Origin of the sequence: Thermotoga profunda AZM34c06 (assembly GCF_000828675.1) — a bacterium.
GTDB lineage: Bacteria > Thermotogota > Thermotogae > Thermotogales > DSM-5069 > Pseudothermotoga_B > Pseudothermotoga_B profunda.
In genome coordinates, this window is record NZ_AP014510.1 from 630,344 (window position 1) to 649,824 (window position 19,481).

At 39.4% G+C, this 19,481-nt stretch carries 20 protein-coding genes; 3 read left to right on the plus strand and 17 right to left on the minus strand.

Going from position 1 to position 19,481, the window contains the following annotated elements; all coding sequences use genetic code 11:
* Positions 1-29 precede the first annotated feature (29 nt).
* The 7 genes from TSP02S_RS03000 to TSP02S_RS11015 all read right to left on the minus strand — a co-directional run bounded on the left by TSP02S_RS03000 (position 30) and on the right by TSP02S_RS11015 (position 7,433).
* Positions 30-1,004 (minus strand): ABC transporter ATP-binding protein, encoded by a 975-nt coding sequence (locus TSP02S_RS03000; RefSeq protein WP_041081762.1) that lies wholly within the window; start codon positions 1,002-1,004, stop codon positions 30-32.
* Positions 992-1,981 (minus strand): ABC transporter ATP-binding protein, encoded by a 990-nt coding sequence (locus TSP02S_RS03005; RefSeq protein WP_041081764.1) that lies wholly within the window; start codon positions 1,979-1,981, stop codon positions 992-994. Before TSP02S_RS03005 ends, TSP02S_RS03000 begins: the two co-directional genes overlap by 13 nt.
* 9 nt (positions 1,982-1,990) lie before the next feature.
* Positions 1,991-2,842: an ABC transporter permease gene (locus tag TSP02S_RS03010; protein WP_041081765.1), complete on the minus strand. Its 852-nt coding sequence runs from the start codon at positions 2,840-2,842 to the stop codon at positions 1,991-1,993.
* Between the two features lie 2 nt (positions 2,843-2,844).
* Complete coding sequence (locus tag TSP02S_RS03015; RefSeq protein WP_041081767.1) at positions 2,845-3,762, minus strand: ABC transporter permease; 918 nt, start codon at positions 3,760-3,762, stop codon at positions 2,845-2,847.
* A gap of 48 nt (positions 3,763-3,810) precedes the next feature.
* Positions 3,811-5,361, minus strand: a complete 1,551-nt coding sequence (locus tag TSP02S_RS03020) for a glutathione ABC transporter substrate-binding protein (RefSeq protein WP_041081768.1) — start codon at positions 5,359-5,361, stop codon at positions 3,811-3,813.
* Between the two features lie 197 nt (positions 5,362-5,558).
* Positions 5,559-7,097, minus strand: a complete 1,539-nt coding sequence (locus TSP02S_RS03025) for a glutathione ABC transporter substrate-binding protein (protein WP_052465288.1) — start codon at positions 7,095-7,097, stop codon at positions 5,559-5,561.
* A 171-nt stretch (positions 7,098-7,268) separates the two neighbouring features.
* On the minus strand, positions 7,269-7,433 hold the full coding sequence (locus tag TSP02S_RS11015) for a hypothetical protein (RefSeq protein ID WP_171816308.1): 165 nt from the start codon (positions 7,431-7,433) through the stop codon (positions 7,269-7,271).
* Positions 7,434-7,885: 452 nt separating this feature from the next.
* On the opposite strand from TSP02S_RS11015, the gene TSP02S_RS03030 reads away from it, so the two are divergent.
* Both TSP02S_RS03030 and TSP02S_RS03035 read left to right on the plus strand, forming a co-directional pair.
* Positions 7,886-8,404, plus strand: a complete 519-nt coding sequence (locus TSP02S_RS03030; RefSeq protein ID WP_332370263.1) for a DUF6512 family protein — start codon at positions 7,886-7,888, stop codon at positions 8,402-8,404.
* Between the two features lie 112 nt (positions 8,405-8,516).
* Complete coding sequence (locus tag TSP02S_RS03035; protein ID WP_041081770.1) at positions 8,517-9,851, plus strand: NCS2 family permease; 1,335 nt, start codon at positions 8,517-8,519, stop codon at positions 9,849-9,851.
* Positions 9,852-9,870: 19 nt separating this feature from the next.
* On the opposite strand, the gene TSP02S_RS03040 is transcribed toward TSP02S_RS03035, so the two are convergent.
* Genes TSP02S_RS03040 through TSP02S_RS03055 form a run of 4 tightly spaced genes read right to left on the minus strand, consistent with a single transcriptional unit; the run spans position 9,871 to position 12,542 of the window.
* Positions 9,871-10,695 carry an ABC transporter ATP-binding protein gene (locus tag TSP02S_RS03040; RefSeq protein ID WP_041081772.1) on the minus strand — a complete coding sequence of 275 codons (825 nt, stop codon included), beginning with the start codon at positions 10,693-10,695 and terminating at the stop codon, positions 9,871-9,873.
* A complete protein-coding gene (locus TSP02S_RS03045; RefSeq protein WP_041081773.1) occupies positions 10,692-11,264 on the minus strand; it encodes a hypothetical protein in 573 nt (190 codons plus the stop codon). The genes TSP02S_RS03040 and TSP02S_RS03045 overlap by 4 nt, the downstream gene beginning before the upstream one ends.
* Positions 11,251-11,613: a GntR family transcriptional regulator gene (locus TSP02S_RS03050; protein WP_041081775.1), complete on the minus strand. Its 363-nt coding sequence runs from the start codon at positions 11,611-11,613 to the stop codon at positions 11,251-11,253. Before TSP02S_RS03050 ends, TSP02S_RS03045 begins: the two co-directional genes overlap by 14 nt.
* A 5-nt stretch (positions 11,614-11,618) precedes the next feature.
* Positions 11,619-12,542, minus strand: coding sequence for a hypothetical protein (locus TSP02S_RS03055; RefSeq protein WP_041081776.1), 924 nt, complete (start codon positions 12,540-12,542; stop codon positions 11,619-11,621).
* 215 nt (positions 12,543-12,757) lie between these two features.
* Between TSP02S_RS03055 and TSP02S_RS03060 the strand changes: the two genes are divergently transcribed.
* On the plus strand, positions 12,758-13,807 hold the full coding sequence (locus tag TSP02S_RS03060; RefSeq protein WP_052465289.1) for a hypothetical protein: 1,050 nt from the start codon (positions 12,758-12,760) through the stop codon (positions 13,805-13,807).
* A gap of 34 nt (positions 13,808-13,841) precedes the next feature.
* Here the strand turns inward: TSP02S_RS03060 and TSP02S_RS03065 are convergent, their stop codons facing one another.
* From TSP02S_RS03065 to TSP02S_RS10695, 6 genes are read right to left on the minus strand one after another with little or no spacing between them, the layout of a single operon-like run.
* On the minus strand, positions 13,842-14,279 hold the full coding sequence (locus tag TSP02S_RS03065; RefSeq protein WP_144380709.1) for an OsmC family protein: 438 nt from the start codon (positions 14,277-14,279) through the stop codon (positions 13,842-13,844).
* A gap of 57 nt (positions 14,280-14,336) precedes the next feature.
* Positions 14,337-15,365 carry a flavodoxin-dependent (E)-4-hydroxy-3-methylbut-2-enyl-diphosphate synthase gene (gene ispG, locus TSP02S_RS03070; protein WP_041081779.1) on the minus strand — a complete coding sequence of 343 codons (1,029 nt, stop codon included), beginning with the start codon at positions 15,363-15,365 and terminating at the stop codon, positions 14,337-14,339.
* A complete protein-coding gene (locus TSP02S_RS03075; protein WP_041081781.1) occupies positions 15,362-16,849 on the minus strand; it encodes a M50 family metallopeptidase in 1,488 nt (495 codons plus the stop codon). Before TSP02S_RS03075 ends, ispG begins: the two co-directional genes overlap by 4 nt.
* The gene (locus TSP02S_RS03080) at positions 16,840-17,919 is read right to left on the minus strand and encodes a 1-deoxy-D-xylulose-5-phosphate reductoisomerase (RefSeq protein ID WP_041081782.1); all 1,080 of its coding nucleotides are present in this window, start codon (positions 17,917-17,919) and stop codon (positions 16,840-16,842) included. Before TSP02S_RS03080 ends, TSP02S_RS03075 begins: the two co-directional genes overlap by 10 nt.
* Positions 17,898-18,539 carry a thiamine diphosphokinase gene (locus tag TSP02S_RS03085; protein WP_232503752.1) on the minus strand — a complete coding sequence of 214 codons (642 nt, stop codon included), beginning with the start codon at positions 18,537-18,539 and terminating at the stop codon, positions 17,898-17,900. The genes TSP02S_RS03080 and TSP02S_RS03085 overlap by 22 nt, the downstream gene beginning before the upstream one ends.
* A complete protein-coding gene (locus TSP02S_RS10695) occupies positions 18,508-19,479 on the minus strand; it encodes an RNA polymerase factor sigma-54 (RefSeq protein ID WP_052465290.1) in 972 nt (323 codons plus the stop codon). The genes TSP02S_RS03085 and TSP02S_RS10695 overlap by 32 nt, the downstream gene beginning before the upstream one ends.
* Positions 19,480-19,481 lie beyond the last annotated feature (2 nt).

Below are 19,481 nucleotides of genomic sequence, written 5' to 3' on the forward strand. Positions count from 1 at the left end.
ATAATTCACGATTGAACGCAAAATACAGTTTATTGATAAACAGAGTTGTGGTATAAGAAACAGGCAACAAGATGGTCTTTCTTCACTTCAATTAAGGCAGGTCGTGTGTCTTTACATTCGATCATTCTGAATTGACAGCGATCGAAAAATGGACATCCTGCCGGTAGGTTAATTAAAGATGGGATCTCACTTACATCCATAATGAGCTTCATCTTTCTTGTTGGATCTGGTATGGGTATAGAGCTAAATAACAACTGTGTATATGGATGAAGCATATCGGTGACTACTGAATCTGTTTTCCCCATCTCAACTATCTGTCCAAGGTACATAACTGCTATTCTATCGCTCAAGAATTTAATCACAGACAGATCATGAGATATGAACATATAGGTGAGTTTCAGTTCTTGTTTCAACTTTTTCAGTAGGTTCATTATCTGTGCTTGAACTGAGACATCGAGAGCCGATGTTGGCTCATCAAGGACAATGAATTTTGGTTTTGTTATTATAGCGCGAGCTATTGCTATTCTCTGTCTCTGTCCACCTGAGAATTCATGCGGAAATCTACCAACATGCTCAGATTTTAAGCCGACGCTTTCCAGAGTGCTCATGATTAATGATCTTTCCTCGGATCTTGGAAATTTCTGGTGGATTCGTATCGGTCGTGCGAGGATATCGTAAACAGTCATGCGCGGATTTAATGAAGAAAATGGATCTTGAAAGACTATTTGCATATTACGCCGAAAGTGACGGAATTCCTTTTCTGGTATATTTGTTATATTGATTCCATCGAAATTTATTTCACCACCATCGGGTTGCTGCAATCTTATCACGGTTCGCCCCAGAGTTGTCTTGCCACAACCAGACTCACCAACGACACCTAATGTTTCACCCTCATTCAAATCAAACGAAACTTCATTTAGAGGTTTAATAACGAAGTGTTTGCCAAAAAATCCTTTTTTAACCCAGAAAGTTTTCACGAGTTTTCTCACTTTCAGGATTTCCAACTTTGGTCACCACCGTTATAAGGATTGAAGCAAGCGACTTTATGATTTGAACCAACAAGCTCTGGAACTTTCTTATCACATAGATCTTTTATGAACCTTTCGCAACGAGGATGAAAGCGGCAACCACTTGGAGGATCTATCAAATTTGGTACACTACCCTCGATTACTCTGAGTTTTTCTATTTTACTATCAACAGGTGGTATGGCATTTAAGAGACCTCGTGTATATGGATGTAGAGGTCTTTGAAATATCTCTTTAACTTCAGCAAATTCAATGACATATCCTGCATACATTACTGCGACCTTATCACAGATCTGTGCCACAACGCCGAAATTATGTGTGATGATCAAAACACTCAGACCAAGCTCTTGGTTCATTCTTTTCAACAAACTCAAAATCTGGGCTTGAATCGTAACATCGAGTGCAGTTGTCGCTTCATCGGCAATCAATAACTTCGGATTACATACCAGTGCCATAGCGATCATCACTCTTTGTCTCATGCCTCCAGATAATTGATGTGGGTACTTAGTCAAAAGAGACTCAGGGTCTTGCATTCTCACAAGTTTGAATGTCTCTATAGCCTTTGAAATCGCTTCTTGTTTACTGATACCTGTGTGGGTCATAATAACATCACAGATCTGCTCACCAATTGTAAATGTAGGATTGAGCGAAGTCATAGGCTCCTGAAAGATCATCGATATCTTTTTACCACGAATACTGGTCATCTCATCTTCTGAAAATTTACTTATCTCTTGACCTTCGAACCAAATTTTTCCATTGAGATACCTTGCAGGTGGTGTCGGTATCAACTTGAGTATACTCATTGCTGTAATAGATTTGCCACTTCCTGTTTCACCAACTATACCGACTATTTCACCTTTTCCAACTGTTATATTGACATCTTCTATAGCCTTTACGGTACCTTCTTCAGTATCAAAATAAAGTCGCAGGTTTTCTATTTTCAATAAATCTTCCATATTCTCATTTCACCTATCCTTCAATCTTGGGTTTAAGGCATCATTGAGACCATCCCCGAAAAGATTGGAACCCATCACAGTCAAAAACAGTGCAATGCCAGGGAATATACCCAAGTGAGGTGCTATCTCTAAATAAACTCTTGCCATTGCAAGATCTGTTCCCCATTCTGCTTCTGGAGGCTTAACCCCTAATCCAAGAAAACTCAAGCCAGATATTGTCAATATCGCTGTAGCCATCCTGAGAGTGGCTTGAACTATTATTGGCGCTAATGCATTTGGCACAACATATCTGACAATTACAGATATGTGTGATTCACCAATGGCTTTGGCTGCTTCGATGTATTCATTATTTTTGATTGTCAAAACAGATGCTCTCATTACTCTTGCGAACTGTGGAAATGAATAGATGGCAATGGCTATGATCAAGTTTGATTTGCCGGGACCCAAAGCTGCAACAATCGCTATAGCCAATAATATGTCCGGAAATGCCATTAGTATATCCAAAAACCTCATCAGAATTTCGTCAACAACACCACCAAAGTAACCTGCAATTGTTCCAGCTATTATACCCATGAGAATTGCGATGATCACAGCTAAAAAAGAAATGGATACAGATGTCCTTGCACCATAGATAACCCTGCTCAAAACATCCCTTCCGAAGATGTCGGTACCAAAGATATGATTTTTTGATGGTCCCTCAAGACTCGAGAGTAGATCCTGTTTGTATGGATCATATGGTGCAATTAAAGGGGCTGTGAGAGCAATTACCACAATCGCAATCACTATGAACATACCAATCAATGCACCTTTGTTTTTACTTATTCGTTTAAATATGATCGTCGTTGAACTCTTTTTTGGCATATCTAACCCCGCCTTAGTCTTGGATCAATCAACGCATAGAAAATATCTACAACCAGATTTACTAAGACGAAAGACATGGCTATCACCATTATTCCAACTTGAACGGCTATGTAATCACGATTGAAAATGGAGTCCACAACGTATCTTCCAAGCCCAGGCCAGCCGAATACACTCTCGGTTAACACAGCTCCACCAAGGAGATAGCCAAATTGCAATCCAATAACTGTTACAATGGGAATCAAGGCATTTCTCAAAACGTATTTGTATACAACTTTTCTCTTTGGTAATCCAAAGGCTTTGGCTGTTCTCACATAATCTTGACTGAGAACTTCAAGCATGCTTGCACGCGTCATCCTCGCTATTATGGCTGATGTCGCAAGACCGAGTGTAATGGCAGGAAGGATTATGTGTTCGATACCACCTTTGCCACCCGATGGCAACCAGCTTAGTATCACTGCAAAAATAATGATCAGAAGAATTCCCAACCAAAAAATTGGCATAGAAACACCTATTAAAGAGAAAAACATAGCAAAATTATCGACCCAAGTATTTCTTTTCACAGCGGAAATTATGCCAAGAGATATACCTATGATCGAAGAAATCAGTATACTGACCATAGCAAGTTGGACAGTGTTGAGAAATCTTGGGGAGATTTCTTTCAAGATAGGTCTCTCGGTTTTGATCGATCTGAGATCATTTGTGAGAATCCCTTTCATGAATCTAAAATACTGTTCGATCAGAGGTTTATCCAGCCCATATTTTGAGCGTATCGCTTCTATATCTTGTTTTGTTGCGCCTTCACCTGCAATTATGCGCGCAGGATCACCTGGTATCATGTGCATTATTGAAAATGATATGATTGAAACTCCAATTATCACTGGGATTAGAAGTAATAATCTCCTTGAAATGAATTTGATCACTCACAACACCCCACAAACCATGGGGTGTGTCGACACACCCCATAAAACTTACTTATCAATCCAAGTATACGTCATGTTAAAGCGTTCAGTAGGATATATCTTTAGATCTTTGACTTCTTTTCGCATGACTGTGGCAATTTTCATTTCATACAAAAATAATGCTGGAGCGTCCTGAAGAATCATCTTTTGCGCTTGAGCGTAATAATCCATCAATCGCTTTTCGTCGAGTTCTGTACCGATTTTATCTATGAGTTCATCGACCTTGGGGTTGCTGTAGAAGAAGTTGTTATACCTCGCGGTACCCTGTGGATTACCCATTTGGTTTATCGAATGGAAAAGAGGAAATAGTACCCAATGACCTTCGGCGGTACCGGGAGCCCAACCAAGCAGGAACAATTGATAATCCCAGTCCTCTGGTTTATTTGAGAGTATCTTTGCCACATAAGTTCCCCACTCCATAGGTTTGACATCAAGTGTGACTCCTATTTCTTTGAACATTCCTTGCAATGCCACGGCTGTTTCATAATCGTTCAGATACCTACCTTTTGGAGTAATGAGTTCAAGCTTTAAGCCGTTGTACCCAGCTTCTTTCAATAGTTGTTTAGCCTTTTGGGGGTCATATGGGTACAGACCTGTAGAAACATAGCCATAAGTAATACTTGACAAAGGTGAGTCAGATGGTCTTGCCATATCCCTCATGATGACTTTACACAGTTTTTCCCTGTCAATGGCATAATTGAGCGCTTGTCTGACTCTCACATCATTCAATGGGGTTGTACGGCTGTTGATGCCTATGTAGATAACTCTCACTGTTGGTATGGTTTTTACAACAAGTCGTGAGTCTTGCTCCAAAGCCGGTATCAAGGCAGGAGGTGGATTGTACATAATATCTGCATCGGCAGCTCTAACCTGCGTAACACGAGAGACGTCTTCTGATACCACAGAGAATGTTATCCCATCGAGATAAGGCAGACCTTGTTGCCAGTAATTTGGGTTCTTAACCAATTCAATTTTTTCGCCCACCTTCCATTCTTTGAAGATAAAAGGTCCGGTTCCAACTGGATTTCTTCCAAAAGTAGCCGGATCGTTGCCGTACTTTTCGATCGCCTTTGGTGAGAGAATCCATGCTGCAGACGAAGTTGCCAAACGGTACAGTATGGGAGTATAAGGTTGGAAAAGTTTAAATTTGACTGTGTAATCATTGAGCACTTGGACTTCTTTGACTATACCTTTGAACATACCAACATTTCTCAGAGATGAATTTAAAACATAATCAAAATGTTTCTTAACTGCGTAGGCGTTGAAATCTTCTCCATCGTGAAACTTAACACCTTTTCTCAGATAAAACACGTAGGCGGTTCCACCTTCTTGAATTTCCCACTGCTCGGCGAGGCACGGTATGATCCTTAGGTTTTCGTCGACATCGATTAAACCTTCCAAAATATGACTTGCAACTATGTTGCTTATTGAGTCTGGAATGTTTGGCCCGAGCAATGTTGTTGCGTCCACTCCAATTAGAAACCTCAAGGTTCCACCGTACTTTGCCGCGAAAAGAGAGACTACAAAAACCAATAAAGCAATTAATAGGACCTTTCTCACCGATTTTCACCTCCTTTGTGTGATGTATTTGGGTGAGATTTTATCATGATCAAGAACTTGTGTCAAGGAGGTTTGTGTGTGTATATTTAAAATAAATGCTAATTCATCTTTTAAAGAGGCAAGAAATTGCATTGAAGAAAAACATTGGGGGGAAATATGAACAAAAATAATAGGTGTGGCAAAGCCACACCTATTGATTATTTATCAAACCAAGCGTATTTGACGATTACAAACTCTGTTGGTAGCACCCAAACATCTTTGAGTTCTTTTCTAAATGCGACGACATTAGCCATGTTATACAAAAAGATCCACGGGGCATCTTGAACTATCAATTTCTGTACTTGTGTATAGTATTGCATTAATTTGTTCTTATCGAGCTCAAAACCTATCTTGGTGATTAGATCGTCAACGGTGGGATTGCTATACATGGCGTTGTTGTCTCTTGTGCCATTTGGTTTGATATTGTCCGAATGGAACAGTGGGTAAAGTACCCAATGTCCTTCACCGGTTGATGGAGCCCAACCAAGCAAGAACAGCTCATAATTCCAATCGTCTGGGTTGTCCGACGATAGACGGCTGAGATATGTTGCCCATTCCATTGGCTTGACATCTACCGTGACACCGATTTCTTTGAGCATACCTTGAACTGCAATGGCAACTTCGTAGTCGTTCAAATATCTACCCTTTGGAGTAATCAGTTCCAATTTGAGATTTTCTTGTCCCGCTTCCTTCAAGAGTTGCTTGGCTTTTTGTGGATCATGTGGATAACCGCCCGTTGATACATAACCAACAGTGTATCTTGAGAGTGGAGAATCCGATGGGATAGCGAGGTTTTTCATGATAGCAGAACAAAGTTTGCTCTTATCAATTGCATAATTGAGAGCTTGTCTAACACGTACATCATTGAGTGGTGCTTTTCTGGTGTTCATACCTATGTAGATTACCCTCAGACTTGGTTCGACTCTGACAACGAGCCTATCGTCTTTTTGCAATGTCGGTACCAAAGCTGGTGGTGGGTTGAACATTACATCTGCATCACCGGCTCTTAACTGGTTCACTCGAGTGACGTCTTCAGGTATTATCGTGAAAATTATTCCATCAAGGTAAGGTTGTCCTTGTCTCCAATAATTTGGATTTTTCACAAGCTCTATTCTCTCACCTATCTTCCATTCTTTGAGCATAAATGGACCTGTTCCAACGGCAGTCCTTCCCAATTTACCCGGATCAGAGCCAAGTTCATCTATACTCTTTGGCGATGCAATGAGTGCACCTTCGTGCGCAAGTCGATACAAAAATGGTGAAAATGGTTTTTCCAATACAAACTTGACTGTGTATTCATCCAGCACTTGGATTTCCTTGATAATTCCCTTGAACAAACCCGTTCTCCTTAAGTTGTTGTTCAATACATAATCGTAATACTTCTTAACTGCTTGGGCATTGAAATCAGTGCCGTCATGAAATCTAACGCCTTTTCTCAGGTAGAAAGTGTAGGCAGTCCCATCTGCAGAAACTTCCCAGTTTTCAGCCAAGGCAGGCATCAAATTGAGTTTTTCATCGAATTCAACAAGACCTTCAAAGACATGCCTACAGACAGTAGCACTTATGTTGTCGGTTTGGTTGGCAGGTAACAAACTCGCTGCGTCGGCGCCCATCACAAATCTCAGGGTCCCACCATATTTAGCGCCAAAGCATAAAGCAACAGTCACTACGAAGAAAAGTACCAAGAACTTTTTCATGCTACACACCCCCTTGTGAGATCTTGAAGATAATTATAGCACCTGAACATTTGTTCATGTCAAGTTAACTGCCCTTTCAAAGACAAATCAAAATAAAAAAACAGGAGAGTTATCTCTCCTGTTTTTTGATAGATATATTCTTTTAAAGGGGATAGAATTCTTGATAGTTCCTTAAGGTTGCTTTCCACGGAGATGTGAATATTCCATACAATGGTATTCAAATCCACAGTTTTTACATTTGTAGTTTCGTCCATTGGGATTATTCTGGATGCCGTATGCTGCTAACTTTACTTTCATTCCAAACAGTTGTGCTTTGTAGGTTGTCATGTCTATCATCTATCTGAAAAATCATTGATGGATCTTATGATTTGTGTTATTGTTTTTCAACGGTCTTGTTGTATATTCTTGCTGCAATTTGGTTTAACTCAAAACACAAAGGAAAGAACTTACAGAACTTAATCTTCTGCCATAAAAGATTAGACCTATGGCAATATACGATGGGGTATTTTCCCAGGATCCTGGTTGGCGCCTTCCATTATATAGTATACGATTTTTTGTTTGTAACAATTTCTTGTTTTTGCCTTTCTGATGACACTTTGGTGTAGAAAACTCAATGTATTTTGCTATTCATCGCTATAACAGAACTTTGTTGAGGCTAACTTTTTGGAGAATATCATAAAGGCCTTTGATCGTATATTTTCGATGTGGGTATTTTGATTTTTGGAATGGGATTACTTAACTGACAGATCAGGCGAAAATGGTACAAAATATAATTGGAGGTGTTTTAAATGAAAATAATATTGAAAGCCATAATCTATTTGATCGTTTTTTCTGTACTTCATTTTGGTTATGAAGTACTAAAATGGCCTTTATTAATTATATTTTGTGGTACAGATGAATCTGTTTTTGAACATCTCAAAATGGGTTTCTGGGCGTATTTGATAGTTAGTGTAATTGAATACTTTCTTGTCAAAAAGAAAGCTCGACAAGAAAATTTTTGGTACTCACGGATTTTTTCAGCGATACTCGCTCCTTGGTTTATAGTCGTAATATGGTACATGTTACCAGCTATCATCGGACATGTCGAGTCACTGACTGTTGAGCTCGTTTGGGCGTTTGTAGTTACTTTTCTTTCGGCGATCATGGCTTGCCATTTAGAGAAGAATACTGAAAGAATCTCGTTGACCAAATGGATCAAAGTGATAATCATCGTTCTCTTTATTTTGTCAGTCGTATTCTATACGAGATTTTCCATTTCAAAACCATGGATCGATCTTTTTATCAACCCGCTAAATGTTCAAATATAGATTAATAGTATTTTTTGTTCAACTAATTGTTTCATGCAAGGTGTAGATGTTTTAAAGCTTTGTTGTGTAATATTTTTGTGTGTTTTTTAATTTTTTCGTGGGAGGGAGAAGTGTGGACAGATTCTTTCGCTTGAAAGAAAATGGTACTACTGTGCGTCGAGAAGTCGTTGCAGGAATCACGACATTCCTAACTATGGCTTACATCGTTTTCGTGAATCCTTCCATTCTCATCAACGTTATTCCTGGTGCCACACCTGGTAGTGCTCTTTATACTCAATTCTTTGGAGCCTTTATGGTGGCAACAATCCTTGGCTCTGTGACAGCAACATTGATCATGGGACTATTTGCAAATTATCCATTTGCTCTCGCACCAGGAATGGGTTTGAATGCATATTTTGCTTTCACGGTATGTTTGAAGTTGGGTATCGACTGGAGAGTAGCTCTTGCCGCGGTTTTCGTAGAAGGTCTTATATTCATCTTTTTGACAATCACCGGTGCTCGTGGTTTTGTTGTGAAAGCCGTACCAGATTCAGTGAAGCTGGCAACAGGCGCAGGTATAGGTCTATTCATAGCCTTCATAGGGTTAAAGGGGGCAGGGGTTGTTGTAGCTGATCCTGCAACTTTTGTAAGTTTGGGGCGTCTGAATGACCCAAATGTGATAGTTGCAATAATTGGATTTTTCATCATAGCTGTTTTGTTTGCCCTTAAGGTACCCGGAGCGATAATGATTGGAATACTTGCCAGCACCTTGATAGGTGCCTTACCTATTTTTGGAGTCACGAATTATCAAGGTATAGTTGGTAGAATTCCAGATATTACTCCTACATTCATGAAGATGGATTTCAATCTCCAAGCCCTGGGTACTGCGACATTCTGGATGGTTGTCTTCACTTTCTTCTTTGTCGATTTCTTCGATACTCTTGGAACACTCACGGGGTTGGCAGAGTCAGCGGGTTTTATGAAGAACGGAGATTTACCAAGGGCATCCAGAGCATATCTCGCCGACGCTGTAGGGACGTCCGTAGGTGCAATGTTTGGTACATCGACCGTCACAACATACATAGAAAGTAGTGCAGGTATTGCTGAAGGAGGTAGAACGGGTTTAACAGCAGTTGTAGTAGCTATCTTAATGCTTTTGATGCTTTTCTTCTCTCCTCTTGCTTTGACGGTACCGTCTGCCGCAACTGCGCCAGCCTTAGTTTTTGTTGGTGTTCTCATGATCAAGACACTCAAAAAGATCAACTGGGATGATATCAGCGAGGCAGTACCAGCTTTTGTGACTCTCTTGATGATGCCACTGACGTACTCAATTGCAAATGGTATAGCATTGGGAATTATAACCTATCCTGTTATCAAGCTTTTCAGTGGGAAGGCAAAACAGGTTCATTGGTTGACTTGGATACTTGCCATACTCTTTATTTTGTATTTGATATTCTTAAGAGAGTGAAAGCGGGAATCTCCCGCTTTCACTTTAATGATAGAGATCTTTCGCGATGACCGGTTAAGTAGCCTATCACGATCTCATTCAATTTGGGAAATCTTCCAACATCGGATTTGGTTTTCACGAGTATACTGGAACCGACTAAACCGATTACATCTGTTGCCTGTAGATTTTCACCCTTCTCGACGATTCTGTGTGTTTCTTTCGCGTTGTCTATCGAGTCTGAATAGATAACCCTTCCTTCTTTGATTATCCCAAAATGAGTGGCGTATTCTTCGATTTCAAATATCTCATGTGAAGAAATCAATATCGTCCTTCCTAAATTAGCGTATTCTTTAAGCATATTCATTATTTCAAGTCTTACCGTGGGATCAAGATGTTGTGTTGGCTCATCGAGCACTAACAATTCAGCCTGACTCGCTACACAAAGACCGACAAAGAAAAGAGTCTTCATTCCAATTGAGTATGATTCAACTTTTTGGGAGAGATCAAAACCGTATCTTGCAACAAAATTCGAAAATATCGCATCATCCCATTTTGGATAGAGCTTGGACCAGATCATCAAGTAATCCTTGGCTGTGAAATTTCGAAAAACAATTCTTTCTTCTGGAACAACCGCTATTTTTTCCTTCAAATGGATTTCATTCGAACCATTGCAACTTTCACCAAAAAGTTCTATCGAACCTCCATCAGGCATTAGTGCACCAGTTAGACATCTTATCGTTGTTGTCTTACCCGCTCCATTAGGTCCTACCAACGCAAACACACTTCCTTGATCAACGTTGAATGAAACATCACTTAATACTTGTTTATTACCTAACTGTTTTCTGAGATGTTCTACGCGAATCATCTTTCACCACCTCTTTGTATGAACAATTTATATGCAGCATAAATGAGTACAAAAGCAAAGGCAAGTGAAGCAAAGATATTGGCTTGGTATATTGGACTAATCAATTTGTATGGATTGAATGTAGGTCCAAGACGGCTCGATCCGATACCACCAAGTACGAGATCTGCTAACAAGAACAAAAATGCAGCACCGTAAGGATCAAACCCAACACTCACAGCGGATATCACTACTCCAAAGTAAGTCGATAAGAAAATAAATGCCCTAATGAGTATCAACCAAGAATCTATAGACCTATCGGCAAAAGGTAACCCAACAAAGAATGTCACAGAAACTAACGTCAGAAGGAATGTATATTCCATCCAAAACAGCTGTTTTCTGGTGAAAGGCAAAAAGGTCATCAAATCAAGTCTTTTTTGTCTTATATCAGATGCGAGGGAAAAGAGTATTATGAAAAAAGCACCGAACGCCTTCACGCCGAAGCTGGGAAATAGCATTATAACCAAAAAGAAGAGCATACTTGAATATTTTTCAAGAAGTTGTTTTCTCACATATACATCAAAATTTTTCATTTTTCCACACCTCCTCAAACAGTAACAAAGAAGTATACAGATCAAGTCCTTTTACCTTAAGCTCGCTTACCAGTTTTCTTATTTCGTCTGTGATTTGTGGATCGATTGAAGTATTCTTAGCCACAAAATATCCTATACCCTGCTCTGAAACCAAAAACCCTTCGTTCTTCAATTTATCGAGAGCTTTCAGTATCGTGTTCACGTTAACATCGAAGATACTTTCAAGTTCTCTCACAGGTGGTAATTGTGATTCTGCTTTGAGATTTCCGAGTAATATTTCGGACTTGATTTGGTTCATGATCTGAAGATAAGCGGGTATACCACTGTGCTTATCTATTTTTCTCAGCATATGAATCACTCTCTTACTATCTTGATGCCAGAGCTTTCGACTCGAATATCCGCGCTTGATCTATTTCTCAGTGTAATTTTGCCACCAGTTCCGTCGGCTCGTATGTAAAGTTCATCTACCCCAGTATAAACCAGGATTCCGTTTATTCCCGTTCCATCTATAAAGAAAGATCTGCATTTTGAAAGTGTCATATCGATCGAGATACCAGTTCCGTTTATTTTGATGGTTTCAAATCCAAATTCACCTTTGAGATTTATTCCTGTACCATCTGCGTAGAATGATTTACCAGTCAGCTCACCGTTGACATTTATACCTGTCCCGTTTATTGAAAAACGATCTGCTATGATCTTTCCCTTGACATTTACTGCCGTTCCATATATGTTCATAAAGGCTGTTTGGCATTCACCACTCAGCGATACCGCAGTACCATCAATTTCTAAATCTCTCAGATCAATAGTTCCAAGTTCGATAACATATCTTTTGTTTGGTTGACCTCCTGAGATTCTGATCTCGTCATCCATGATTCTCACATCTAATTCATCTGCCAATCGTATTGAGTTTGTGTTGGCAAAGTGTATATCTACATTTAACCCATCGATGACGACCCTTGGTTTGAGATCAACTGTTTTTGATGGTGGAACATCTTTTAACATGTCAATATAAGGAAAATGAAAGACATTCGGAAAACTTTGCAAGATAATGTGTGAATAACTGCTAATTGCAACTGGAATTAAGAAGATTATGATTGCCAGTACTAAGAAACCAGCCATGTGTCTCACGTAATTTTTGAACGTAAGTGCCAGGATTGTAATGGCGATGAAAGCAAGTATGATCTTCAAAGGGACAAATGGTAAAAACCAACCAAGGATTCCCAAAATCGCTACGATCAGTACTACCTGAAGAAATTTAGAGTTTTTGACCCACTCCACGATAACACCTCCAGTAATATAGTGTTCTACTTATATATAACACTATTTTTGTAGAAATGATTTAAGATTGTGTAACATTATAATTTCTAAAAAGTTATAAACCAACAAGGAAGATATTCGATATAACTCGAGGGATTGTCCTCGCATTTAATATTTTTCTAATCTCGTTGGTGTAATCAAAAATATCGGTGAGATTTTCCATTGGGGGGATTACTGTGAGGATCTCGGTGATAGCCGGTTTAATATTACTTGTTGCAACGTGTTTGTTTGCAAACACGGTTTTGATTAACGATCCTGATTTTGTCAAACTCACCGCTGTTCAGAATTTTTCTCACAACCTCTGGTGGGCAACGGACTATGTTCTTGAAATCCAGGCACTCAATCGCAATATGCCGGTAGAAGTTTCCTATTTGATACTCGATGGAGGTGGAACACCATCGGAACCATCTATAGGAGTTCAAGTAAAAGGAAACAACTTCATCGAAGGATGGGAAAAAACATCTTTCTTCCAAACTGAGGTTGGTGGATGGGGCTCACCAGAATTCCAACAGAATCCAAAGTACTTGCCTTTACCGCACTATAGAACTTGTATTTTGATGCTCGCACGTTATGAAAAGATATATTTCGTAGTCATAAGAGAAAATGATGGACAAATCTCTTACAAAGTTTTGCAAGGAGGACCGTTCAAACCGTTAGAGATTCCATCGGTTGTACGTGTTACAAGGGATGGGCCAAAGTTCACGGTGGCATCACTTGGTCAACCAGTTGAAGTTGGACTGTGGGCAAAGGGTAGTTACATGCATGACGAAGTAGGTGGATGGGCAAGTGCTGGCTATACTGCGAAGACAAAGCAGTACGACATACCACATTATGGGATGTTTATGATGATGGTCGGACGATATGACAAAATCGCACTCATAATAGGAAACGAGAATGATGGAAAATTGGGCGCTATCACACTGTACGGAGGTCAGCAAAATACACATGTAGTCGCCGATCTTTGTGTTCTGACTACAGTTCGAACGGATTTTTCAATTGAAGCTATATCTTCTGATCCTGTTGAGATAACACACTTTGGTTTTGACAACACCTGTTGGCAGTGGGAAGTCAATGGTTGGGGAAAACCAGAATACAGAGCATCAAAACAAACCTTCAGGTTGAAACACTATACACCGAGTTTGATATTCGTCAACAGGTACAACAAGGTTGGCCTCTTTTTTTACAATGAAAACGATGGCATACCTGGTTTCGTTTTCGTTCGTTGATAAATAAGATGCCCCTTTCGGGGCATCTTGTGTTTTATATTTTTTTGAAAGAGATCTTCAGTGGTGTTGGATTTGCAAGATTGTCTGAAACAGGACATCTTTCCTCAACTGTCTTTAACCATTTAGCAAGAGTTTTTTCGTCTGCATCAGTTTTGACATTTATTAATACGTCGATTTGTTTGTAACCAGCTCTTTCTTGCTGAGATTTTCCTTGAAATTTTGCTGGATTTAATATGCCTTGAATTTCTATAGACAGTTCGCGCAAAACTATTCCCATTTCCTTTGCCACAAGATGGCCAACGACATTCAAACATCCTGCCAAAGCTGCAAGGACATACTCTACGGGGTTTGCGCCTTTGTCTTCTCCACCAAGTTGCGGTGGTTCATCCACATACATTGTGAAGTTTCTGGCCTTCACCATGACTCTCGTTTCGGTTTCGGCTTTAGCAGCCACAGAGAATTTAACATCCATCATGATCACCTCGAAAATATAGTAGCATTTATTTATTCCGACACAATTACTCTAATTTTACAAATGTGATTTTTTTATCAAATTCAGTAATTCCTCACATATACTTTCTCTCTTTACCGTTTTTATTATCTGTCCTTTTTCGAAGATAACGGCTCCGTCTTTTGTACCTGCTATACCAATATCTGCATGTCTTCCTTCCCCGATGCCATTTACAACGCATCCCATGACAGCCACGACGAGATTTGTCCCCTCAACAATGGGCTCTATTGACCTTGCTACTTGTTCAACATCAAACTCAGTTCTTGCACAAGTTGGACATGCTATAACTTGTCCACCTTTTCTCAGATGTAGAGATACGAGTAACTTACGTGCGGCATAGACCTCTTTTATTGGATCACCTGCAATGGATACTCTGATAGTATCACCAATCTTTCGCAGCAAGAGATGCCCTATACCCACCGATGACTTTATGATGGATGTGTCATATGTACCTGCTTCGGTGATACCAATATGGATTGGATAGATAATTTTTTGGGCGATATACTCATTTGCTTTAATTGTTTCGATTACATCACTACTTTTTACTGAGACAACGATATCGTAAAACTCAAATTTTTCAAGTAGATAGACTTCATGTAGTGCTGATTCAGCCAGAGCTGTTGCGCGATCGTACTTAGATTCGAACTCTTTTCTCAATGAACCAACATTGGAGCCAACTCGAATTGGTATTTGAAACTCCTTAGCCACTTTTGAAAGTTCTTCTATCTTCCAGTCCTCTCCTATATTTCCTGGGTTTATTCTGATTTTGTCTGCACCATTTTTGATCGCTTCGATTGCTAAACGATGATCAAAGTGGATATCAGCTACGAGTGGTATGTTTATCTGTTCTTTGATCAATTTAATTGCTCTTGCACTCTCGAAATCTGGTACTGCAACCCTTACAATATCACAGCCGGCATCTTGTAACATCTTTATCTGTTGAACTGTTTGTTCTATATCAACGGTCTTTGTATTAGTCATGGATTGTATAGTTACAGGGTTGCCACCACCAACCAAAACCTTCCCAACTTTTACCACCTTGCTCATTTGGATATCAACCTACCCACATCGGAAAAAGTCACAAAAATCATTAAAACGATTAGTATAACAAAGCCTATTAAATGTATCAAGCTCTCTATTTTTGGGTCTATCCTTTTTCTAAATATGATTTCCAAAAGCGAGAAGATGATCCTACCGCCATCGAGTGCTGGTAGTGGTAGCAGGTTGAACAAACCAATGCTCATTGTGATAAAAGCGACAAGTGTTAAAACTTGTTCAAGACCAACTTGTGCTGCTTCTCCAACCAATCCGACTAATCCAAGCGGTCCAACTACACCGCCTGACTCAGTAGATTTGAAGATACCAAGTAATGATTTATACATCATGAGAAGTAAGTTGTTGCACCTATCAAATGAGACATAGATCATCTCCCACAAATTGTTGAATTTTATGTTATTCACTTTTGGTTCAAATACACCTGCGCTTTCCATTATTTGTTTGATTAGAGCGCTTTGCACATTCACAAAAAGTTCCTGACCATCTCTCTGTATTCTGACTTCAACTTGATCTGAGAAACCTGAATGAGACCAAACTACCTGATCATCTGATACTTCGATGTAAATTCCACCATCACCAGCCATTATCAACTGATACACCCTTGAAAGGTCTACATTACTCTGGATCTGTAGTCCACCGATCGAGATCAGTCGATCTTTTTTCAAAAATGGTCCTACATCCTTTCTGAAGACATTTGATACACTTGCAAAATAAAATCCCAAAGCGAATCTGGGTTGATCGTATTGATATTGCTTAAGAAGCCCTTTCAGAGAGGTGGACTCAAATTCTATGGAAATGTATTGATTGAGCATTGAGTTGATAACACTGGCTTCAAGTGGTTTACCAGAAATGGATTCTATCTTCTTGCCCAATTCACCAGATACGTCTCTCAGTACAAAGAAATGATTACTTTTAAAAAGTTGAGGAGTGGCAAAAACAGTTAATCTTTTGCCATTTCTTGAAATTAACATCTTAACAGGTTTGCCTTGCCTGATGATTTGACTGACTGTGTAAGTATCATACACACGTTTGTTGTTGATGGAGAGTATGACATCATCTGGCATTAAACCAGCCTCGAAGGCAGGTGTGTTGTTTTCAACAAGCGCTATAGAAACAGAAGGGACACCCCAAAAAGCAACTATCAAGGTGAAAAGTAAATAACCGGCGAGAATGGAAAAAAGTGGTCCAGCAAAGAATATGAGGAGTCTCTGCCATGCTGGTTTACTGTATAAACCTATCACTCCTTCTTTTTGTTCCTCGGTGGGATCTTCTCCGGCGAGTTTTACATATCCACCGATGGGAATTGCATTTACCCTGAATGTTGTTTTCTTTCCTTTCTTCTCATACAATTTTGGTCCAAAGCCAATTGCAAATTCAAGAACATCTACGCCAAAGATTCTGGCAAAAATGAAATGACCAAATTCATGGACACTGATTATTCCAACAAGTATGATTATGAAATAAACTATAGACATTCGATCACCTCTATCGCTAAGCGCCTTGCTTTCTTGTCCACTTCAACAAGATCACTTAGATCTCTTGGTTTACCTTCGATCTTTTGTACCACCTTTTCAATCACTTTACTAATATCAGTGAATTTGATTTTATCAGACAAAAAATATTCAACTGCCACTTCATCCGAAGCATTGTAAGCCGTTCTTTTTGCATAATCGTTGGCAATATCGTATGCGAGGAAAAATGCAGGATATCTTTTCATGTCAACTGGATGGAAAGACAACCTACTTTGAGAAAGATCTGGCCATTCAGTCTTTTGATAATTTCTCTTTGGATAAGTAAGGGCATAAGCTATGGGAACTCTCATGTCTGGAAAACCCATGTGTAATTTCACTGTTCCATCTCTCAGAAATACAACCGCATGAACAAGACCTTCTCTATGCAGAAGTACTTCGATTTTTGAAACATCGATATTGAACAACTCGTAGGCTTCAAGAATCTCAAAGCCTTTATTCACCATTGTAGCAGAATCAATGGTAATCCTTTTACCCATTTGCCAAACAGGATGCTTGAGAACATCACATGGTTTTGCTTCATCTAATTTCTCTATATCCCAATCTCTCAATGCCCCTCCAGAAGATGTAAGGAGTATCTTTTCAATCCCGTCTTCATAGAGTTGCATCAAGGCGCTGTGCTCGCTATCCACAGGTAATAACTGAGTTGATGTCTTTTTCAGTGCACTTTTCACCATCCAACCACCACAGACGAGCGCTTCTTTACTGGCAAGAAGAACTCTTTTGGATGTTTCAATTGCTTTGAGAGTGAGTGGAAGACTTACAAAACCTGGTACAGCAACAAGTGTTATATCTGGCTTTGTTTGTTCGAGTTCATTGAAGATGTCATCATATCCATCACTTGTTCTTATTATCTTGACTACTTTGAATTTCAAAGATAATTCCTTGGCTAACTCTTGATTAGAATGATACGTTCCCGCTAATACTTCAAAATCTTGCATCTTTTGAATCACTTCGAGCGCTTGAACCCCTATTGATCCTGTCATTCCAAGTATCACAACGGTTGTTTTATCCATCTGAAATAGACCACCATCCCTTCTCTAACTTCTATCCTCACCTTTTCTGCCATAGCTATGTTGCTGACACCAAATGGCTCTTGACATGGCATGTCAGTCTCTTTTAATACATATTTGAACCCTTGCAAGGTTACATTCTTTGCATCACCACATATTGGCAAGATCGACCACTTTTCACCTGAGATTGAATCGAGTTCTACTTGTGAGTGAACTACACCCATTTGAAGGTTATCATCTTTAGCATTAATAATGATATCTGGATATTTACACATCAAATAGATAAGGGCGAGTATCATATCTATGCGTTCTCCCTGCCAACCTCGTATTACTATCTCATTCGCACCGAGTTCTATGGCTTTTTCAATTGCAAGTTGTGCATCGATTTTGTCTTTATCTTCAGGGTAAACAAAGAGCTCACAACCTGACACTTCGAGTTTTTTGAGCACATCGTTATCAATAGAATCGGCATCTCCAACAAATATATCGGGTATAACTCCATTACTGAGCAAGTATTTTGTTCCACCGTCTACGGCAATTATTAAGTCGTCATTTTCGAATTGCTCAAGGCTTTGTTTTGAATAATCACCATTAAGAAAGATTATCGATCTCAATTGAATCATTCCCCTTCAAGATTTTCATGGTGAGTTGCCTGTATTTATTCACCGTTCTACGACTGATAAAGATTCCCTGCATTTTCAATTTTTGTACGATCTCGGCATCGGTTATGTTTTGAGATTTGTCAAGGATTTTGGCAATCTCTATCACGAGATATTCTTTTTCTACATTCCTGCCAAAAAAGATTCTGAATGGAAAGATACCAATCGGTGTTTTTATGAATTTGCTTGAGACAGCACGTGATATTGTAGAAACACTTACCCCAAGGTATTTCGCCGCATCGATCATTTTGATTTTCTGAGGATAGTTGATTTTCTTGGAAAGAAACAAGGTATTTTCTCTCACAGACATCTGACCAAGAGACAAGAGCAGTTGTCTTCTACAATCGATTGCTTGACTCAGGAAAAGGTATATTTTCGTCTCGATTTTATTTGCACTTCTGGGGATCGATAAATGAATTTCTTTGAGTGATATGCTTAGATCATGGTTGACTATTATATCTGGTTCAATATAAGATGATCTCACGCCATAACCTTTTACCTTACCCTCCAGAACTCCATCTGGTCCGACGTCTTTGATGGCTTCCATGGCTTTATAGACAACAGCTGCGTTGACTTTGAATCTTTCACAGATCTCTTTTACTGTGACATTCATGTGTCCATTTTGATCTAAATTGTACGCTATATACTCGGCTATCTTCTCAGTCTCATCATCGAGTCTGGCAAAAGCGAGATTTTCAACAATCTCTTCACAGAGACTCTTTTCATCATTTGCAATCAATTCAGCCATTGTCTCACTTTCATCGTTTAATTCTACATTCAAACTTAAACCAAAGGGGTTTTCCCTCAGATATTCCAGTAAAGCCGAGACTGGAAGCTCCAAGACTCGAAAAAAAGTTCTACGGTAAGAATTAATGGATGGTTCTAAACGTAAATTCTGTTTCATCA

Excerpts from the sequence above, each read along its gene's own strand:
- TSP02S_RS03005 (WP_041081764.1), bottom strand. The coding sequence starts at position 1,981 with ATGGAAGATTTATTGAAAATAGAAAACCTGCGACTTTATTTTGATACT.
- TSP02S_RS03010 (WP_041081765.1), bottom strand. The coding sequence starts at position 2,842 with ATGCCAAAAAAGAGTTCAACGACGATCATATTTAAACGAATAAGTAAA.
- TSP02S_RS03025 (WP_052465288.1), bottom strand. The coding sequence starts at position 7,097 with ATGAAAAAGTTCTTGGTACTTTTCTTCGTAGTGACTGTTGCTTTATGC.
- TSP02S_RS11015 (WP_171816308.1), bottom strand. The coding sequence starts at position 7,433 with ATGATAGACATGACAACCTACAAAGCACAACTGTTTGGAATGAAAGTA.
- TSP02S_RS03030 (WP_332370263.1), top strand. The coding sequence starts at position 7,886 with ATGAAAATAATATTGAAAGCCATAATCTATTTGATCGTTTTTTCTGTA.
- TSP02S_RS03040 (WP_041081772.1), bottom strand. The coding sequence starts at position 10,695 with ATGATTCGCGTAGAACATCTCAGAAAACAGTTAGGTAATAAACAAGTA.
- TSP02S_RS03045 (WP_041081773.1), bottom strand. The coding sequence starts at position 11,264 with ATGAAAAATTTTGATGTATATGTGAGAAAACAACTTCTTGAAAAATAT.
- TSP02S_RS03050 (WP_041081775.1), bottom strand. The coding sequence starts at position 11,613 with ATGCTGAGAAAAATAGATAAGCACAGTGGTATACCCGCTTATCTTCAG.
- TSP02S_RS03065 (WP_144380709.1), bottom strand. The coding sequence starts at position 14,279 with ATGGATGTTAAATTCTCTGTGGCTGCTAAAGCCGAAACCGAAACGAGA.
- ispG (WP_041081779.1), bottom strand. The coding sequence starts at position 15,365 with ATGAGCAAGGTGGTAAAAGTTGGGAAGGTTTTGGTTGGTGGTGGCAAC.
- TSP02S_RS03075 (WP_041081781.1), bottom strand. The coding sequence starts at position 16,849 with ATGTCTATAGTTTATTTCATAATCATACTTGTTGGAATAATCAGTGTC.
- TSP02S_RS03080 (WP_041081782.1), bottom strand. The coding sequence starts at position 17,919 with ATGGATAAAACAACCGTTGTGATACTTGGAATGACAGGATCAATAGGG.
- TSP02S_RS03085 (WP_232503752.1), bottom strand. The coding sequence starts at position 18,539 with ATGATTCAATTGAGATCGATAATCTTTCTTAATGGTGATTATTCAAAA.
- TSP02S_RS10695 (WP_052465290.1), bottom strand. The coding sequence starts at position 19,479 with ATGAAACAGAATTTACGTTTAGAACCATCCATTAATTCTTACCGTAGA.